General features: G+C 75.2%; 18 protein-coding genes. 9 read left to right on the top strand and 9 right to left on the bottom strand.

Annotated features, from left to right (window positions below):
- The first annotated feature begins 73 nt into the window (after positions 1-73).
- Both ACF053_RS24510 and ACF053_RS24505 read left to right on the top strand, forming a co-directional pair.
- Entirely contained in the window at positions 74-1,156 is a 1,083-nt protein-coding gene (locus tag ACF053_RS24510; RefSeq protein WP_391955919.1) for a Zn-dependent alcohol dehydrogenase, read from the top strand.
- 230 nt (positions 1,157-1,386) lie between these two features.
- Positions 1,387-2,712 carry an MFS transporter gene (locus ACF053_RS24505; RefSeq protein ID WP_391955918.1) on the top strand — a complete coding sequence of 442 codons (1,326 nt, stop codon included), beginning with the start codon at positions 1,387-1,389 and terminating at the stop codon, positions 2,710-2,712.
- A 198-nt stretch (positions 2,713-2,910) separates the two neighbouring features.
- On the opposite strand, the gene ACF053_RS24500 is transcribed toward ACF053_RS24505, so the two are convergent.
- Entirely contained in the window at positions 2,911-3,555 is a 645-nt protein-coding gene (locus ACF053_RS24500) for a TetR/AcrR family transcriptional regulator (protein WP_391955917.1), read from the bottom strand.
- A 59-nt stretch (positions 3,556-3,614) separates the two neighbouring features.
- Here ACF053_RS24500 and ACF053_RS24495 point away from each other — a divergent pair, with 59 nt between their 5' ends.
- From ACF053_RS24495 to ACF053_RS24485, 3 genes are all read left to right on the top strand, one after another.
- Positions 3,615-4,769, top strand: a complete 1,155-nt coding sequence (locus ACF053_RS24495) for an acyl-CoA dehydrogenase family protein (protein ID WP_391955916.1) — start codon at positions 3,615-3,617, stop codon at positions 4,767-4,769.
- A 69-nt stretch (positions 4,770-4,838) separates the two neighbouring features.
- Complete coding sequence (locus ACF053_RS24490; RefSeq protein ID WP_058944696.1) at positions 4,839-5,126, top strand: YiaA/YiaB family inner membrane protein; 288 nt, start codon at positions 4,839-4,841, stop codon at positions 5,124-5,126.
- A gap of 80 nt (positions 5,127-5,206) precedes the next feature.
- Positions 5,207-5,833, top strand: coding sequence for a TetR/AcrR family transcriptional regulator (locus ACF053_RS24485; protein WP_391955915.1), 627 nt, complete (start codon positions 5,207-5,209; stop codon positions 5,831-5,833).
- Here the strand turns inward: ACF053_RS24485 and ACF053_RS24480 are convergent.
- Positions 5,824-6,285, bottom strand: a complete 462-nt coding sequence (locus ACF053_RS24480; protein WP_058944688.1) for a MaoC family dehydratase — start codon at positions 6,283-6,285, stop codon at positions 5,824-5,826. The two genes, ACF053_RS24485 and ACF053_RS24480, sit on opposite strands and share 10 nt — an antisense overlap.
- A gap of 101 nt (positions 6,286-6,386) precedes the next feature.
- On the opposite strand from ACF053_RS24480, the gene soxR reads away from it, so the two are divergent.
- Positions 6,387-6,866, top strand: coding sequence for a redox-sensitive transcriptional activator SoxR (gene soxR / locus ACF053_RS24475; protein WP_391955914.1), 480 nt, complete (start codon positions 6,387-6,389; stop codon positions 6,864-6,866).
- A gap of 368 nt (positions 6,867-7,234) precedes the next feature.
- On the opposite strand, the gene ACF053_RS24470 is transcribed toward soxR, so the two are convergent.
- The 3 genes from ACF053_RS24470 to ACF053_RS24460 all read right to left on the bottom strand — a co-directional run bounded on the left by ACF053_RS24470 (position 7,235) and on the right by ACF053_RS24460 (position 10,722).
- On the bottom strand, positions 7,235-8,311 hold the full coding sequence (locus tag ACF053_RS24470; RefSeq protein ID WP_391955913.1) for an RNA ligase (ATP): 1,077 nt from the start codon (positions 8,309-8,311) through the stop codon (positions 7,235-7,237).
- A 290-nt stretch (positions 8,312-8,601) separates the two neighbouring features.
- Positions 8,602-9,243: a hypothetical protein gene (locus ACF053_RS24465; protein ID WP_391955912.1), complete on the bottom strand. Its 642-nt coding sequence runs from the start codon at positions 9,241-9,243 to the stop codon at positions 8,602-8,604.
- Between the two features lie 189 nt (positions 9,244-9,432).
- The gene (locus tag ACF053_RS24460) at positions 9,433-10,722 is read right to left on the bottom strand and encodes an exo-beta-N-acetylmuramidase NamZ family protein (protein ID WP_391955911.1); all 1,290 of its coding nucleotides are present in this window, start codon (positions 10,720-10,722) and stop codon (positions 9,433-9,435) included.
- Between the two features lie 308 nt (positions 10,723-11,030).
- On the opposite strand from ACF053_RS24460, the gene ACF053_RS24455 reads away from it, so the two are divergent.
- Both ACF053_RS24455 and ACF053_RS24450 read left to right on the top strand, forming a co-directional pair.
- Entirely contained in the window at positions 11,031-11,795 is a 765-nt protein-coding gene (locus tag ACF053_RS24455; protein WP_391955910.1) for an SDR family oxidoreductase, read from the top strand.
- A gap of 86 nt (positions 11,796-11,881) precedes the next feature.
- Positions 11,882-12,478: a TetR/AcrR family transcriptional regulator gene (locus tag ACF053_RS24450; protein ID WP_228981647.1), complete on the top strand. Its 597-nt coding sequence runs from the start codon at positions 11,882-11,884 to the stop codon at positions 12,476-12,478.
- A 209-nt stretch (positions 12,479-12,687) separates the two neighbouring features.
- Here ACF053_RS24450 and ACF053_RS24445 read toward each other — a convergent pair whose 3' ends face one another.
- The 4 genes from ACF053_RS24445 to ACF053_RS24430 all read right to left on the bottom strand — a co-directional run bounded on the left by ACF053_RS24445 (position 12,688) and on the right by ACF053_RS24430 (position 16,489).
- Positions 12,688-13,902 (bottom strand): acyl-CoA dehydrogenase family protein, encoded by a 1,215-nt coding sequence (locus ACF053_RS24445; RefSeq protein ID WP_391955909.1) that lies wholly within the window; start codon positions 13,900-13,902, stop codon positions 12,688-12,690.
- Positions 13,903-13,906: 4 nt separating this feature from the next.
- Positions 13,907-14,929, bottom strand: coding sequence for a phosphotransferase family protein (locus ACF053_RS24440; RefSeq protein WP_391955908.1), 1,023 nt, complete (start codon positions 14,927-14,929; stop codon positions 13,907-13,909).
- Between the two features lie 189 nt (positions 14,930-15,118).
- Positions 15,119-16,030 (bottom strand): MBL fold metallo-hydrolase, encoded by a 912-nt coding sequence (locus ACF053_RS24435; protein WP_391955907.1) that lies wholly within the window; start codon positions 16,028-16,030, stop codon positions 15,119-15,121.
- 162 nt (positions 16,031-16,192) lie between these two features.
- Positions 16,193-16,489, bottom strand: a complete 297-nt coding sequence (locus ACF053_RS24430; RefSeq protein WP_391955906.1) for a hypothetical protein — start codon at positions 16,487-16,489, stop codon at positions 16,193-16,195.
- A gap of 84 nt (positions 16,490-16,573) precedes the next feature.
- Here ACF053_RS24430 and ACF053_RS24425 point away from each other — a divergent pair, with 84 nt between their 5' ends.
- On the top strand, positions 16,574-17,509 hold the full coding sequence (locus ACF053_RS24425) for an NADP-dependent oxidoreductase (RefSeq protein WP_391955905.1): 936 nt from the start codon (positions 16,574-16,576) through the stop codon (positions 17,507-17,509).
- Positions 17,510-17,545 lie beyond the last annotated feature (36 nt).

The raw sequence follows: 17,545 nt of genomic DNA, 5'->3' as shown, positions 1-17,545 counted from the left end.
CGGCGCTCCGAACCCCGACCCGCCGAGCCCGGGTCCTGACCCTGCCAAGCCCCCGAGCCGGGAGAAGCCCATCGTGGTCGTCCGCGCCGCCGTCCTGCCCGCCGTCGGGTCTCCGCTGGAGATAACCGGCATCGAACTCCCCGAGCCCGGCCCCGGCGAGGTGCGGGTCCGCCTCGCCGCCGCCGGGGTCTGCCACTCCGACCTGTCCCTGTCGGACGGCACCATGCGGGTGCCCGTACCCGCCGTCCTCGGCCACGAGGGCGCCGGCACCGTCCTCGCCGTCGGGCCGGACGTCACGCACGTCGCGCCGGGTGACGAGGTCGTCCTCAACTGGGCCCCGTCCTGCGGCTCCTGCCACCACTGCGCGATCGGCGAGGTGTGGCTGTGCGTCGACGCCCTGGCCGGGGTGGGCCGCGTGTACGCCGCCACCGAGGACGGCACCCCGCTCCACCCGGGCCTGAACGTCGCCGCGTTCGCCGAGGAGACGGTCGTGCCCGCCCGGTGCGTCCTGCCCGTGCCCGACGGCGTGCCGCTGACCGACGCCGCCCTGCTCGGCTGCGCGGTGCTCACCGGCTACGGCGCCGTGCGCCACTCCGCCCGCGTCCGCGAGGGCGAGTCGGTCGTCGTCGTCGGGGTCGGCGGGGTCGGGCTGGCCGCCCTCCAGGCGGCCCGCATCGCCGGCGCCGGGCCGATCGTCGCGGTGGACGTCTCGCCGGAGAAGGAGGCCCTGGCGAAGGCCGCCGGGGCCACCGACTTCGTCGTCGCCTCGGACGCCACCGCCCGGGAGGTGCGCGGGCTCACCGGCGGCCGGGGCGCCGACGTGGCCGTCGAGTGCGTCGGCCGGGCCGTCACCATCCGGACCGCCTGGGACTCCACCCGGCGCGGCGGCCGCACCACGGTCGTCGGCATCGGCGGCAAGGACCAGCACGTGACGTTCAACGCCCTGGAGATCTTCCACTGGGGCCGCACGCTGTCCGGCTGCGTCTACGGCAACTGCGACCCCGCCCGCGACCTGCCCGTGCTCGCCGACCACGTCCGCGCCGGCCGCCTCGACCTGGGACTCCTCGTCACCGACCGGATCGGCCTGGCGGACATCCCGGCGGCGTTCGACGCCATGCTGGCGGGGAAGGGCGGGCGCGCCCTGGTCGTCTTCTGACCCACCCGCGGGACACCCCGGCCGCACCGTGCGCGGCCGGGGTGTCCGTGCTGCCCCGATGGGCCGGGACGGCGGTCGTACCCGCAGGTGGGAGGGGGTGTCGGGGGCCGCGTCGCCGCTGCGGAAGCGTTGCGGTCCAGCCCGTTGACTCCATACCAGCCGGTCGGTACGGTCCCGGCAGTCAAGGCGCCGCCCCCCTTCCGTCCCCGCACCCACCGGAGCGTGCTCCCATGGACACGGCACCCCCTTCCGCCCCCGCCGCCGCCCCCACCGACCGCCACCGGCGCAGGGTGGCCACCGCCGCCGCCCTCGCCTCGGCCGTCGAGTGGTACGACTACTTCGTCTTCGGCATCGCCGCCGCCCTCGTGCTCGGCGACCTCTACTTCCCGGCCGCCAGCCCCTCGGCGGGCGTCCTCGCCGCCTTCGCCACCTTCGCCGTCGGCTTCCTCGCCCGCCCCGTCGGCGGCGTCATCGCGGGCCACCTGGGCGACCGGCGCGGCCGCAAGCCGATGCTGGTCCTGGCCCTCACCCTGATGGGCGTCGCCACCGCGGGCATCGGCCTGCTCCCCACGTACGAGACGATCGGCATCGCCGCCCCCGTGCTCCTCGTCCTCCTGCGCATCCTCCAGGGCCTCGCCGTCGGCGCCCAGTGGGGCGGCGCGATGCTCATGGCCACCGAGTACGCCCCCGAGGGCAGACGGGGCCTGTACGGCAGCCTCGTGCAACTGGGCGTGCCGATCGGCGTGGTCACCGCCAACACGGTCTTCCTCGCGGCGGGCGCGCTCACCGGCGACGCGGCGTTCGCCGGCTGGGCCTGGCGGGTGCCGTTCCTCGTGGGCTTCCTCGTCCTGGGCCTCGCCTGGTACATCCACACGCGGGTCGAGGAGACGCCGGAGTTCCGGGCGGCGGAACTGGCCCTCGCCGCGCAGGAGAAGGAGCGGCCCCGATCCCCGCTGCGGACGGTCCTGCGCCACCAGCTCGGCACCGTGCTGCTGGCCGGCGGCTCGTTCGCGGTGAACACCGCGACCTTCTACATCGTCGTCACCGGCGTCCTCGACTACGCCACCCGCGAGCTGGCCATGGAGCGCAGCGCCGTGCTGACGGTCTCCCTCTGCGTGAGCCTCACGCAGCTGGCGCTGATCCCCGCGGCGGCGGCCCTGTCCGACCGCGTCGGCCGGCTGCGGGTGTACGCCTTCGGCGCGGCCGGGCTCCTGGTGTGGGCGGTGCCCATGTTCCTGCTCATCGACACGGCCTCGCTGCTCTGGCTGGCGGCGGGCACCTTCGTCGCCAGCTGCTTCCTCAGCATCATGTACGGCCCGCAGGCGGCGCTCTTCGCCGAGCTCTTCTCGGCGGAGACGCGGTACACCGGCGCCTCGCTCGGCTACCAGATCGCCGCCGTGCTCGGCGGTGGCCTCGCCCCGTTCCTGATGGTGCTGCTCCTGGAGGCGACCGGCACCTCGATGTCCGTGGCCGCCTACATCATGGTGCTGGCGGTGGTCGCGCTGCTCTCGATCAAGGTCCTCGCCTCCCGTGCCGCCGGGGCCGACCGGCGCTGACGCCGCGCCCCGCGCCCGGCGCCGACCCCGGCCCGTACGCCCGCGCCGACCCCGGCCCGTGCGCCGGTCCTCGTACGACCGGCGCCCCCGCGTCCCGGCACGAGCCGGGTCCGTGTCCGTGTCCCCACCCGGGCCGTGACCGGCCGGTGCCGGTGCCGGTGCCGGGGCCGGGGCGCGGACGGGGGCGGCGGGCGCGGGTCAGGCGCGCGCCAGGGCCGCGTACTGCACGGCGAGCCCGTCGAGCAGCGCCCGCAGGCCCGTCTCGAAGGCGCCCTCGTCGACCTTCTCCCGGTGCTCGGCCAGCAGGTGCGCCCGGCCCAGGTGCGGGTAGTCCGCCGGGTCGTAGGCCGTCTCGTCGTCGACGAACCCGCGCGCGAACGAGCCCAGTGCCGAGCCCGTGATGAAGTACCGCATGAGCGCGCCGATGTGCGTCGCCTGCGCGGGCGGCCAGCCCGCGCGGACCATCGCCCCGAAGACCGCGTCCGCGACGCGCAGCCCGGCGGGCCGCCGCCCGGGGCCGCGGGCGAGCACGGGGACGATGTTCGGGTGGTCGGTCAGGGCGGCCCGGTAGGAGACCGCCCAGTCGTGCAGCGCCGTGCGCCAGTCGCGGTCGTCGCCCTCGTCGAACATCGCCAGGTCGACCTGCGCGCTCACCGCGTCCGCGACCGCCTCCAGGATCTCGTCCTTGGTGCGGAAGTGGTTGTACAGCGACGGCCCGCTGACGCCCAGCTCCGCCGCGAGGCGGCGCGTCGAGACCGCCTCCAGACCCTCCGCGTCGATCAGGGCGGCCGCCGCGTCGACGATGCGGGCTCGGCTGAGGAGGGGCTTGCGCGGTCTGGCCATGCGGCACATAGTAGGGCTGCCCGAAAAAAACTAGCGCTGGTAATTAAAGGGGAGTGCGCGTGAACCTGGAGCTCAGCGAGGAGCAGGAGGCCGTCCGCCGGCTCGCCCGGGACTTCGTCCGGCGCGAGGTGGCCCCCCACGCCGCCGCCTGGGACCGGGCCGAGAGCGTCGACCGGGGGATCGTGCGCAAGCTCGGCGCGCTCGGGTTCCTCGGCCTGACCGTCCCCGAGGAGTACGGCGGCTCGGGCGGGGACCACCTCGCGTACTGCCTCGTCACCGAGGAGCTCGGGCGCGGCGACTCCTCCGTGCGCGGCATCGTCTCCGTCTCGCTCGGGCTCGTGGCCAAGACCGTCGCCGCCTGGGGCGACGAGCGGCAGAAGCGCGCCTGGCTGCCCCGGCTCACCTCGGGCGAGGCCCTGGGCTGCTTCGGCCTCACCGAACCGGGCACCGGCTCCGACGCCGCGAACCTCGCCACGCGGGCCGTGCGCGGACCCGGCGGCGACTGGGTGGTCAACGGCTCCAAGATGTTCATCACCAACGGCACCTGGGCCGACGTCGTCCTCCTCTTCGCCCGGACCTCGGACGTGCCCGGCCACCGCGGCGTCTCCGCCTTCCTCGTCCCGGCCGACACGCCCGGCCTCTCCCGCCGCCCCGTCCACGGCAAGCTCGGCCTGCGCGGCCAGTCCACCGCCGAGCTGGTCCTGGAGGACGTCCGGGTCCCCGCCGACGCCCTGCTCGGCCCCGAGGGCAAGGGCTTCGCCGTCGCCATGTCCGCCCTCGCCAAGGGCCGCATGTCCGTCGCCGCCGGCTGCGTCGGCATCGCCCAGGCGTCGCTCGACGCCGCCGTCGGCTACGCGGGGGAGCGCGAGCAGTTCGGCAAGCCCATCGCCGCGTACCAGCTGGTGCAGGAGCTGATCAGCGACATCGCCGTCGACGTCGAGGCCGCCCGGCTGCTCACCTGGCGGGTCGCGGACCTCGTCGACCGCGGGGAGGAGTTCGCCACCGCGGCGTCCCAGGCGAAGCTCTTCGCCTCCGAGGCCGCCGTGCGCTGCGCGGGGAACGCCCTGCAGGTCTTCGGCGGCTACGGCTACATCGACGAGTACCCCGTCGGCAAGCTCCTCCGCGACGCCCGGGTCATGACGCTCTACGAGGGCACGAGCCAGATACAGAAGCTGATCATCGGCAGGGCCCTCACGGGCGTCTCCGCCTTCTGAGGCGCTGAGTACCGGCCTGAGTACCCGCGCGGATGTGTCCCGGGCCACACGGTACGCATCCTCGACGGCATGAGTGACACACCGGTCAAGCAGCAGAACACGGCGGCCTACTACGGACAGGCCGTCGCCTCCTTCGCCATCGCCCTCGCGGCCGTCGCGCTCGGCATCGGCAACCTGGAGGCCGACGTGTGGGTGCGGGCCTTCCTCGGCATCGCCGTCCTGTACCTGACGACCTCCGCCTTCACCCTCGCGAAGGTCGTCCGCGACCGCCAGGAGGCGGGGCACATCGTCAGCCGCGTCGACCAGGCGCGCCTGGAGAAGCTCCTCGCCGAGCACGACCCGTTCCAGAAGCTCTGAGCCGTACACCGCGGGCGCGCTAAGCGCTTGCTCACCCTCGCGGTATGGTGTTCGTCCTTGTGCGTGGGAAGGGGCGAACGATGAGTACGGCGGAGGAGACGGCCGGCGGCGAGGAGCTGCCGTGGGGCGAGGTCACCCCGGACGCGGCCCGGCGACTGCTCGTCGCCGCCGTCGACGCCTTCGCCGAGCGGGGCTACCACGCGACGACCACCCGGGACATCGCTGGCCGCGCCGGCATGAGCCCCGCCGCGCTCTACATCCACTACCGGACCAAGGAAGAGCTCCTCCACCGGATCAGCCGGATCGGCCACGACAAGGCCCTGGCGATCCTGGAGGCGGCGGCGGACGCCCCCGGCACCGCCACCGAGCGGCTCGCGGGCGCCGTCCGGTCCTTCGTCCGCTGGCACGCCGAGCGGCACACCACCGCGCGCGTCGTCCAGTACGAGCTGGACGCCCTCGGCCCCGAGCACCGTGCCGAGATCGTCGCCCTGCGCCGCCGGACCGACGCCGCGGTGCGCCGCATCATCGGCGACGGCGTCGCGGCGGGCGAGTTCGACGTCCCGGACGTGTCCGGGACCACCCTGGCCGTGCTCTCGCTCTGCATCGACGTGGCGCGCTGGTTCAACGCCCAGGGCAGCCGGACGCCCGACGAGGTCGGCGCGCTCTACGCCGACCTCGTGCTGCGCATGGTGAGCGCTCAGAAGTAGAAGCGGGACACCGACTCCGCGACGCACACCGGCTTGTCGCCGCCCTCGCGCTCCACCGTGACCACGGCGGTCACCTGCACGCCGCCGCCCACGTCCTCGACGTCCTTGACGGACGCGGTCGCCCGCACCCGCGAGCCCGCCGGCACGGGCGCGGGGAAACGCACCTTGTTGGTGCCGTAGTTGACGCCCATCCGCACGCCCTCGACCCGCATCACCTGCGGCACCAGGACGGGCAGCAGCGACAGGGTCAGGTAGCCGTGCGCGATGGTCGTCCCGAACGGCCCGGCCGCCGCGCGCTCCCGGTCCACGTGGATCCACTGGTGGTCCTCGGTGGCGTCGGCGAACAGGTCGATCCGCTTCTGGTCCACCTCCAGCCAGTCGCTGTGCCCCAGCTGCTCGCCCGCCGCGGCGCGCAGCTCGTCGGCGGAGGTGAAGATCCTCGGCTCTGCCATCCCTGCTCCCTGTCCAGGTGCGTCCTGCCCGATCTTTCCAAGCGCTTGCTTAGCATGGTGGGGGCGGTTGCCCTTGTCAACGGACCAGTAGGGTTCGGTGGGTGCCGCAGATTCCAGAGAAGATCCACGAGCTCACCGTCGGCCAACTCTCCGCGCGCAGCGGGGCGGCCGTCTCCGCCCTGCACTTCTACGAGGCCAAGGGCCTGATCAACAGCCGCCGCACCAGCGGCAACCAGCGCCGCTACAGCAGGGACGCCCTGCGCCGCGTCGCCTTCGTCCGGGCCGCCCAGCGCGTCGGCATCCCGCTCGCCACCGTGCGGCAGGCCCTCGCCGAGCTGCCCGAGGAGCGGACGCCGACGCACGACGACTGGGCGCGGCTCTCCCGGGCCTGGCGGGCCGAACTGGACACCCGCATCCAGCAGCTCGCCCGGCTGCGCGACCACCTCACCGACTGCATCGGCTGCGGCTGCCTGTCCCTCGAGACCTGCGTGCTGTCCAACCCCGACGACATCTTCGGCGAGCGGCTCACCGGCTCGCGGCTCCTGCCGGAGCGCCCGCGCCGGGACGCCGACGCGGGCTAGGTCCTGTCTGTCGGCTCAGGCCGGACCAGGGCGGAGGGGGTAGTCACTGCGGAGCACGGGCGACCGACGGCGACGCGGCGAGGCGCGGTGCCGGACGCCGCGAGCCCGGCGCGATCCGAAAGACAGGCCCCGGGGGCGCCGTGCCGATCAGGTCCGGCCCACGGCGCCCGGCACCTCCCCCCACGCCCTCCGGGCACGGGAGGCACCCGACCCCGGCGTCGTCGTCGGTCGCCGTGGGCGCGCCGTGACTCGCCCCCCGCGCCGCGCGGCCGCACGCAGCGGACACCGCTCCCGACCCGACCGGCCCGACACCCCCACCGGGGCGCCCGCGCGCCCCGGTGGCCGGGGCGGGCGGGCGCCTCCCGGTGCTACTCGTACTCCGTGCCGCCCTTGCGGGTCAGGTACGCCGGGCTGACCGCCTTCGCGAGGGCGCGCCCGCCCAGCACCGGGCTGTAGCGCTCGGTGGCCGGCCGCACGACCACGCCCTCCCGCAGGTGCAGCGCCCGCCCCGAGACCGCCTCCCGGCCCGTGGCCAGCTCCAGTACCGTCGCGAGGTCGTACGGCCCCGCGTACAGCCGTGGTACCAGCGGCAGTTCGCCGTCCAGCACCTCGTGCAGCTCCCCGGCGTCCAGTCGGCGCACCCGCCCGGCGACCTCGACCGCGACGTCGAAGACGGCGTACCCGAGCCGGCCCGCGCGGGCGTCGGCGCCGTAGGCCAGGTCCTGCACCCCCGCCCCGTACACCTCGGCGAAGACGCCGACCCGGGTGGCGCCGAAGCGCCCGGCCAGCCGCGCGGCCGCCGCGGGCACGCCGTGGCCGCGCACCGCCCGCCAGTAGACGTTGCGCGGGTCCTCGCGCAGGGCGAGCCCCTTCGCGCCGAAGCCCTTCGACGACACCTGCACCCGCCCGTCCCCGGCGTGGTACGTCGTCAGGCAGGCCGTGCCGTGCACCTTCTCGGTCAGCACGACGGGCTCGCCCGGCACGAAGACGTCCGGGTGGCGCCGGAGGTTCTCCACGTCGCCCCACGGCAGCAGGTCAGGCGCGGCCTCGACGTCGCCGCTCATGCTCGTCGGCACCGGCGGCACCCACTTGGTGATGCCGAGTACCTCCGCGAAGTCCGTCCGCTCCGCCGCCGCCCGCACCAGGTCGACGCCGGAGAGGGCGCGCGGCCGGCAGACGATGCCCTGTGACAGCTCCCCGCGCAGCCGCACCGCCTTGACCCGGTTCGCCTCCGCGCCGGCCAGCCGCCCCGTCAGCCCCAGCTCCTCCACGAGCGCGGGCGGCAGCACCGCCTGCTCCGGCACGTACACGGCGGCGTCGCCGTCACGGAAGGCGCCCTTCGCCACCACGGCCCGGAAAAGGCCGACCTGGGCGAGCTCCAGGGCGTCGGCGTTCGGGTGCTCGTGGACGGTCAGCAGTTCGGCGGTCACGCGCAGCGTGGACATCGGGGCCCTGCTCCTCGGGTCGGCGTCGGTTCGGTCCGGCCACTGTGGCCGCGCCGAATCCGGTGGCTCACGCCGTTTTCCGCCTGCTACGGTCACGCGGGTCCCGGTCCGCCCGCCATCCGTCGCTCCGGTCGCCGTCACGCCGCCGCCGCGGGTCGCGCCGGTCGCGACCACCCGTCCGGGGCGCGCTCCGGTCGCCGTCCCGCCGGTCCGGGGCGAGCGGTCACGGCCGCGGCGGCCGGGGGTGCGCCGGAGGATCCGGCCCCACCCCCGTACCGCTCCGCGGCGGTTCACCCCACGGCGGCGAGCTCCCGTACCGCGCGGGCCCGCAGTCCGTCGGCCCGCGCCGTCCGCCCGCGTGCGGCCCACAGCGCCTCGTCGGTCAGCACGGGGGCGGGCACCACCACCCCGCACGCCGTGCACACCGGCCCGCACCCCTGCGCGTCGGCCGCGACCGGCCGCCACGCGAACCGGTCCGCGCCGCACACCGGGCAGCTCCCTCCCGGCTGCGCCTCCAGTGCGGAGACCAGCCGGCGCAGGGCCTCGCCGAGCGGCAACCCGGGGTGCACCGCCGGGTCGACGCACCGCACGACCCCGTTGCCGCCCCAGGTGTGCCGGTGCCAGTCGTCGAGGGCGGGGGGCCGCCGCAGTCCCAGGTGCTTCTCGTGCCGGCGGCGTTCCGCGAACCGCCGTTCGTAGGCGAGCCACACGGCCCGCGCCTCTTCCAACTCGTCGAGCGCGGCCACCAACCGCGCCGGATCGAGATCCCGGTCCTCGGGCCCGAACCTGTGCCTCCGGCACAGGTGGTCCCAGGTCGCCCGGTGCCCGTACGGGGCGAACCGCTCCAGGCACTTGCGCAGCGAGTAGCGCCGCAGCGCCACGTCGCACCCAGGATCACGAACCTGTCTGGCGAGACTCCGGAAACCTGCCATCGCTCCGCCACCTCCGTCGCTGGTACTTCGGCGTCGTTGAAGAGACGTACGGGTGCCCGTTTCGGCTCCATCGAAAATGCGGATGTCGGCCAACACGGGCACGTCCCCCCACTGGTACGCGTGTGCGGGCCGTGCCGTTCGGTGCGCGCGTGGTGGATTGACGGTCCCTCAGCGGCGCGGCCCGCCGGGTCAGCGGTACAGCAGGTACTGCCCGCGCATCGTGCGGAAGGCGGCCAGGCCCCGCTGCCACGCCCCGGCCACCTCGTGCGGGTCGGCGCCCGCGTCGACGAGGGTGCGCACCGTCGTCGAGCCCGTGAGCTTGTCGATCCAGTGGTCGGGCCGCCACGCGAACCCGCTCCAGCTCCGCTTCGCCGTCACGAGCAGGGCGACACCGGTGAGCACGGGATCGAAGGCGGCCGGATCGTGGACGTGCAGCTGCACCCCGCCGACCGTCTTCCCCTGGAACTTGGAGAAGACCGGCGCGAAGTACGCCTCCCTGAACCGCACCCCGGGCAGCTCCAGCGCGTTCGCCGCCCGCGCCCACCGCCGGTCGACGCCCTCGGCGCCGAGCAGTTCGAAGGGCCGGGTCGTGCCCCGGCCCTCGGACAGGTTGGTCCCCTCGAACAGACAGGTCCCCGGGTAGACGAGCGCGGTCTCCGGCGTCGGCATGTTGGGGCTGGGCGGCACCCACGGCAGCCCCGTCGCGCCGAAGAGGTCCCGGCGCCGCCAGCCGGACATCCGGACGGTCTCCAGGGCCACCGGCCGCGTGAGGAACTCCCCGTTGAAGAGGAGCGCCAGCTCCGCCACGGTCATCCCGTGCGCCTGGGCGATCGGCTCGCGGCCCACGAACGTGGCGAACGCCTTGTCCAGCACCGGTCCGAGCGCCGCCCGCGCGCCGAGCGGGTTCGGCCGGTCCAGTACGACGAAACGTTTCCCCGCCAGCTCGGCGGCGACCATGCAGTCGTACATGGTCCAGATGTACGTGTAGAACCGGGCGCCCACGTCCTGGATGTCGAACACCACGGTGTCCACCCCGGACGCGGTGAAGACGTCCGCGAGCGCCCGGCCGCTCTTGCCGTACGTGTCGTAGACCGGCAGCCCCGTGGCCGGATCGTCGTGGCGGCCCTCGGATCCGCCGGCCTGCGCCGTGCCCCGGAACCCGTGTTCCGGACCGAAGACCGCCACCAGGTCCACCCGGTCGTCGGCGTGCATGACGTCCACGACGTGCCGCAGGTCCGCCGTCACGCCGGTCGGGTTGGTCACCACGCCGACGCGCCGGCCGGCCAGCGGCGCGTACCCGTCGGCCGCCAGCCGGTCGAAGCCGGTCAGTACCCGCCGTACGCCCGTACCGCCCCGGCCGTCCCGTCCGGCCGCGGCGGGAGCCGCGACCAGCCCCGCCGCGCCGGCGGCCCCCGTGGCGCCCGCGGCGCCCGCCGCACAGCCCGCCGCCGCCAGCAGACCCCGTCTGGACACGCTCATGGGATCACCTCCGTGATCGTTCCGTCACGCTCCGACATGACCTCGCAGGCTAGCGCGGCGCCCCTTCCGAGCGAACATACCGACCGGTTAGTCTGCTGTCGGTGGCGGTCGGCCGGAAGCCGGCCGCGGGCCGGTCGCGAGTCGGTTCGCGGGCGGCTTCCGGTCGACCGCGCGCCGGACGCAGCTCGGGCACAGGTCGGGCGCGGCCGGGACACGGCAGCGCGCGTGCCGGACGCGGGCCGTACACAGGGCGAACGTGCGTCCGATGCGCGTCGGACGCACGTCGGACGCAGGGAGAGGGGTCGTCGATGAGCACGTTCCAGGGCGCCGGAGTGGTGGTCACGGGGGCCGGCGGCGGCATCGGCGCCGCCCTCGCGCGCAGGTTCGCCGCCGAGGGGGCCCGCGTGGTCGTCAACGACCTGGACCCCGCCCGCGCCGAGCGGGTCGCCGACGCGATCGGCGGCACCGCCGTGCCCGGTGACGCCTCCGCGGTCGTCGCCGAGGCCCGCGACGCCCTGGGCGGCACCGTCGACGTCTACTGCGCCAACGCGGGTCTCGCCTCGCCCGGCGACGCCTTCGCCGACGAGGCCGTCTGGTCCGCGGCCTGGGACGTCAACGTCATGGCGCACGTGCGCGCCGCCCGGGCCCTCCTGCCCGACTGGCTGGAGCGCGGCGAGGGCCGGTTCGTGTCCACCGTCTCGGCCGCCGGCCTCCTCACCATGATCGGGGCCGCCCCCTACAGCGTGTCCAAGCACGGCGCCTACGCCTTCGCCGAATGGCTGTCGCTCACCTACCGCCACCGCGGCCTGAAGGTCCACGCCATCTGCCCGCAGGGTGTCCGCACCGACATGCTCACCGCCGCCGGATCGGCCGGCGAGCTGGTCCTCGCCCCCACGGCCATCGAGCCCGACGACGTCGCGGAGGCCCTCTTCGCGGGCATGGCGGAGGACCGGTTCCTGGTCCTCCCGCACGCCGAGGTCGCCGAGTACTACCGGGCCCGCGCCGCCGAGCCGGAGCGCTGGCTGGGCGGCATGAACCGCGTACAGCGCACCTGGGAGGGAACCGGGAGGTGAACGGCGCCCCGACTAGTGGGAAGATCGGTCCTCGGCCGGGCGACGACGACGGCTGCGGCAGCGACGACGGAGAGAGGTGGCGGCACATGGCCAGGACGACGGACGGGAACGGTGCCACGCCCGTCCCCAGACGGCTGCTGGCCGCCGCCACCCGCCTCTTCGCCGAGCGGGGCTACGACCGCACGTCCGTGCAGGAGATCGTCGAGGCCGCCGGGGTCACCAAGGGCGCCCTCTACCACTACTTCGGCTCCAAGGAGGACCTGCTGCACGAGGTGTACGCGCGCGTGCTGCGCCTCCAGCAGGAGCGGCTCGACGCCCTCGCGGGCGCCGACGCGCCGGTCGACCGGCGGTTGCGCGACGCGGCCGCCGACGTGGTCGTCACCACCATCGAGAACCTCGACGACGCGTCGATCTTCTTCCGCTCGATGCACCACCTGAGCCCGGAGAAGAACAAGCAGGTGCGCGCCGAGCGCCGCCGCTACCACGAGCGGTTCCGCGCCCTGGTCGAGGAAGGGCAGCGGACCGGGGTGTTCTCGACGGCCACGCCGGCGGACCTGGTGGTCGACTACCACTTCGGCTCGGTGCACCACCTGTCGACCTGGTACCGGCCCGACGGCCCGCTCACCCCGCAGCAGGTGGCCGACCACCTCGCCGACCTCCTCCTGCGGGCCCTGCGCCCGTAAGACCCGGGAGCGCCGTCCCGGTCGGGCCCCGGCCCGGTCGAACCGACCCGCCCGGCCGGCGCGGGCCGGCGCGGCCCGGTCGCGACGCCCGCACGGGCCCGGGCCGCCGGACGCCGTCGACGCCCTCGCGGCCCCGTCCGGACGCCCCCGGGCGCCCGCCGCGGGCCCGGGCGTCCGGCCCGTGCCCGCCCGTGCCCGCCCGTGCCCGCTCAGGCGTACCGCTTGAGCTCCCGCCGGGCCAGCGAGCGCTGGTGCACCTCGTCGGGCCCGTCCGCGAGGCGCAGCGTCCGCGCCGACGCCCACAGTTCGGCCAGCGGGAAGTCCTGGCTCACCCCGCCCGCGCCGTGCAGCTGCACCGCCCGGTCGATGACGTCCACCACCGTGCGGGGCGTGGCGATCTTGATGGCCTGGATCTCCGTGTGGGCGCCCTTGTTGCCCACCGTGTCCATCAGCCAGGCGGTCTTCAGCACCAGCAGCCGCAGCTGCTCCACCGCGACCCGGGCGTCCGCGATCCAGGTGTGCACCTGCCCCTGCGCCGCCAGCGGCCGGCCGAACGCCGTGCGGGAGACCGCCCGCCGGCACATCAGCTCGATCGCCCGCTCCGCCATGCCGATCAGCCGCATGCAGTGGTGGATGCGTCCCGGGCCGAGCCGGGCCTGGGCGATGGCGAACCCGCCGCCCTCCTCGCCGATCAGGTGGTCCACCGGCACCCGGGCGCCGTGGAAGACCACCTCGGCGTGCCCGCCGTGGGAGTGGTCCTCGTACCCGTACACCCGCATCGCGCGCCGCACTTCGACGCCCGGGGTGTCGCGCGGCACGAGCAGCATCGACTGCTGGCGGCGGACGTCCTCGCCCTCCGGGTCGGTCTTGCCCATCACGATGAAGATCCGGCAGTCCGGGTTCATCGCCCCGGAGATGTACCACTTGCGGCCCGTGACGACGTACTCGTCGCCGTCCCGCTCGATGCGCGTCTCGATGTTGGTGGCGTCGGACGAGGCGACCTCCGGCTCGGTCATCGCGAACGCCGAGCGGATCTCCCCGGCCAGCAACGGCTCCAGCCACCGCGCGCGCTGGGCCTCGGTGCCGAACTGGGCGAGGACCTCCATGTTGCCGGTGTCCGGGGCGGCGCAGTTCAGCGCAGTCGGCGCCAGGTGCGGCGAGCGGCCGGTGATCTCGGCGAGCGGCGCGTACTGGAGGTTGGTCAGTCCGGCACCGTACTTCGCGTCCGGCAGGAAGAGGTTCCACAGGCCCCGCCGCCGCGCCTCCGCCTTCAGCTCCGCCACGACCGGCGGGGTGTCCCAGGGGGAGGCCAGCGCGGCGCGCTGCTCCTCGGCGACCGGCTCGGCCGGGTACACGTGCTCGGTCATGAAGGCGAGCAGGCGCTCGCGCAGCTCCTCGGTGCGCGCGTCCATCGCGAAGTCCATGGGGTCAGCCCTCCTGCAGGGTGTCGAGGCCGTGCTCGATGAAGACGGGCACCAGGTCGCCGATCCGGTCGAAGCCGGCGCCGACGGTCCGGCCGAGCGTGTAGCGGTAGTGGATGCCCTCGAGGATGACGGCGAGCTTGAACCAGGCGAACGCCGTGTACCAGGCGAGCGACGAGACGTCGCGCCCCGACCGGGCGGCGTACCGCTCGGCCAGCTCGCGCGGGGCGGGGTGGCCGGCGGCCGACGCGGTCGTGCTGATCACGGACCCCGGGACGTCCAGCGGCGTGCTGTACATGACGAGCAGCCCGAGGTCGGTGAGCGGGTCGCCGAGGGTGGACATCTCCCAGTCGAGGACCGCGGTGATCCGGTCGTCGTCCCCGATCAGGACGTTGTCCAGGCGGAAGTCGCCGTGGACGACGGTCGGCGCGGGGGAGTCGGGCAGCGACCGGCCCAGGGCGGCGTGCAGCTCGTCGACTCCGGCGAGCTCGCGGCCGCGCGAGGCGGCCAGCTGCTTGCCCCAGCGGCGCAGCTGCCGGTCGAGGAACCCCTCGGGCCGGCCGAAGTCGCCGAGCCCGACCGCGTCCGGGTCCACCGCGTGCAGGTCGACCAACGTGTCGACCAGTCCCAGCACGGCGCCCCGGGTGCGCTCGGGGCCCAGCGGCGCGAGCTGGTCGGCGGTCCGGTACGGGGTGCCGGGCACGAAGTCCATGACGTAGAACGGCGCTCCGAGCACCGACTCGTCCTGGCACAGCAGCAGCGGCCGGGGCACCGGTACGGCGGTGGGGTGCAGGGCGCTGAGCACCCGGTGCTCCCGGCGCATGTCGTGCGCGGTGGCCAGGACGTGGCCGAGCGGCGGGCGGCGGACGACCCACTGGTGGGCGCCGTCGGAGACCGCGTACGTGAGGTTGGAGCGGCCGCCCTCGATCAGCCGCGCCCGCAGCGGACCGCCGACCAGTCCGGGCCGCTCGCGCTCCAGCAGCGCGCGCAACCGCTCGGGGTCGAGACCTGGCGGCGGGGCAGAGCTCATGATGCGCACCTCCGGGGGCGGGGGACGGCGACGACGGGTACCCGGGCATCATGACCGACCAGTCGGTATGTCGTCCACCCCGCGCCACTGCGGGCCCCCGGGTCCGATGTGCGCCCGGCCCCCGGATCCGGAGGCCGGGATGCGTCCGGCGCCCCGGCCCGGGGCGCGCCCGGCCCGGCACGGCGGGCGTCAGGCGTGGCAGGCGACCGCCCGGCCGCCGTTCATCGCGGCCATGTCCCCGAACACCGCCGCCACGTCCAGCGGCGACCCCTCGGGCAGGCCCTCCAGCTCGGCGTACGCGCGGTGGACGTTGGCCACCAGCCGCTCGCTCTCGCGCAGCCGCCCGAACTCGCCCAGGTCGGCCCGGCGGGCGACCTCCAGCGGCGGTAGCCCCCGGGCGTGGCCGTCCCGTGCCAGCTCCGCCACGAACCGCAGGTACGCCTCCGTCGCGTCGTACACCGACGGGTCCGTGAGCGGCCCGTGCCCCGGCACGACCGTCTCGGCGTCCATCGCCCGCAGCACCTCCACGGCCCGCAGCGACCCGCGCAGCGAGCCCGTCGCCAGGAACGGCGTACCGCCGTTGAAGACGAGGTCGCCGGTGAAGACGACCCCGCGCTCCGGCAGGTGCACGACCGTGTCGCCCACCGTGTGCGCGACGCCCGGGTGGACGAGCCGTACCTCCGTGCCGCCGACGTGCAGCGTCATGCGGTCCCGGTACGTCACCGTGGGCGCCGTGACGCGGATGTCGCCGAAGTCCGTCTGCGGCCAGATCAGGTGGAGTTGCCGCCCCGCCGCGAGGACCTCCCGGCGGCAGGCCTCGTGCCCGACGACGGTCGCCTCCGGCAGGAAGACGGAGTTGCCGTACGTGTGGTCACCGTGGTGGTGGGTGTTGACGACCGTCCGCGGTGGTGCGGCGCCCCGCGCGAGGAGGGCGTCGCGCAGGGCGGTGGCGCGCCGCTCGGTCGCGGTGGTGTCGATCAGGACGGTGTCCGTGCCGTCGCTGACGAAGCCGGCGTTGTTCAGGCACCAGCCGCCGTCCGGCTGGACGTAGGCGTGCACATCAGGAGCGAGTCGGACGGTGTACGGGTCGGTTGCGGGCACCGGTGTCCCCCCGGGTCGTGGCCGAACTGGACAGGCAGAGCCTGCCAGTCGGCGCCGCCGGGGCGGACGCCGGGGTGGGGCACCCGCCGGGCGCGGACGGGGCGGGCGGTCGGGTGTTCGGACCGGAGTCGGCCCGCCCGTCGCGTCCATGCCGTCGCGGCGTCAGTGGTCGTCCCAGTGCCCGTCGTGGGCCGCGTGCCGGTGCCCGTCGTGCGCGTAGTCGACGTGGTCGCCGTGGGCGACGGCCGGGTGCCCGCACCCGTCGCCGTGCTCGTGGGCGTGACCGCTGTGGGCGACGTGCTCGCCCGGCTCGCACTCGTCCCAGTGCCCGGAGTGCTCGCGGTGCAGGTGCCCGTCGTGGACGTAGTCGACGTGGTCGCCGTGGACGACGGACGCGTGGCCGCAGGCGGGGCCGTGGGCGTGGACGTGCGCCGGGTGTTCCTCGTGCCGGACCGTCATGGCAGTACCTCTGTCCGGAGGGCCGCTGACCCTCCCAGGTTATCCCTGTTTGCCCCATTGATCACCTCGGGGGAGGGTCGTTCCATGAAGGCGATCAGCTACCGCCGCTACGGCGAACCCGAGGTCCTGGAGTTCGGCGAGCGCCCGGACCCGAAGGTCGGCCCCGACGACGTGCTGGTGAGGGTGCGGGCGGCGGCCGTCAACCCGGTCGACTGGAAGTGCCAGGCCGGCTACCTGGACCGGGCCCTGGACGCCGTCTTCCCGGTCGTCCCCGGCTGGGACGTGTCCGGCGTGGTCGTGCAGCCCGGTGTCTCCGTGCCGGAGTTCGACGTGGGCGACGAGGTGATGGGCTACGTCCGCGAGGACGTGCTGTGCCACGGCACCTTCGCCGAGTACGTCGCCGCGCCCGTCCGCACCCTCGCCCGCAAGCCGCGCGCCCTCGGCTTCGAGGAGGCGGCGGCGCTGCCGCTGGTGGGCCTCACGGCCTACCAGGCGCTGCGCCGGACGCTGCGGGTCCGTGCCGGTGAGACGGTGCTCGTGCACGCGGCCGGGGGAGGCGTCGGGGCGATGGCCGTGCAGATCGCCCGCCACCTCGGGGCCCGGGTCATCGGCGGGGTCCGCGAGGGCGGCGCCGACGGCGTGCGCGAGCTGGGCGCCGAGCCCGTGGAGTACGGCGACGGCTTCGCCCGCCGGGTCCGCGCGCTCGCCCCGCAGCGGGTGGACGCGGTACTGGACACGGTCGGCGGCGAGGTGCTGAGGACCTCGCCGAACCTGCTGGCACCCGAGGGCCGCCTCGCCTCCATCACCGACGGCGACGTCGTCACCCTCGGCGGGACCTACATGTTCGTGCGCCCCGACGCCGCCGACCTCGCCGCCCTCGCGGACCTGGTCGACGAGGGCGCCCTGACGGTGCGCGTGGCCCGCACGTACCCGTTGGAGGAGGCGGCGCGGGCGCAGCGCGCGGCGATGGCGGGCGGGCTCGGCGGGAAGGTCGTCGTCACCGTCGGCGGGCCGGCCTGAACAGGCCGGCCCCGGCCCCCCGGCAACGGTCGTGCC

Origin of the sequence: Streptomyces kanasensis, assembly GCF_043077165.1 — a bacterium.
Lineage (GTDB): Bacteria > Actinomycetota > Actinomycetes > Streptomycetales > Streptomycetaceae > Streptomyces > Streptomyces changanensis.
The sequence above is the reverse complement of the archived record's forward strand: the minus strand, read 5'-3'. Positions and strand labels throughout refer to the sequence as shown.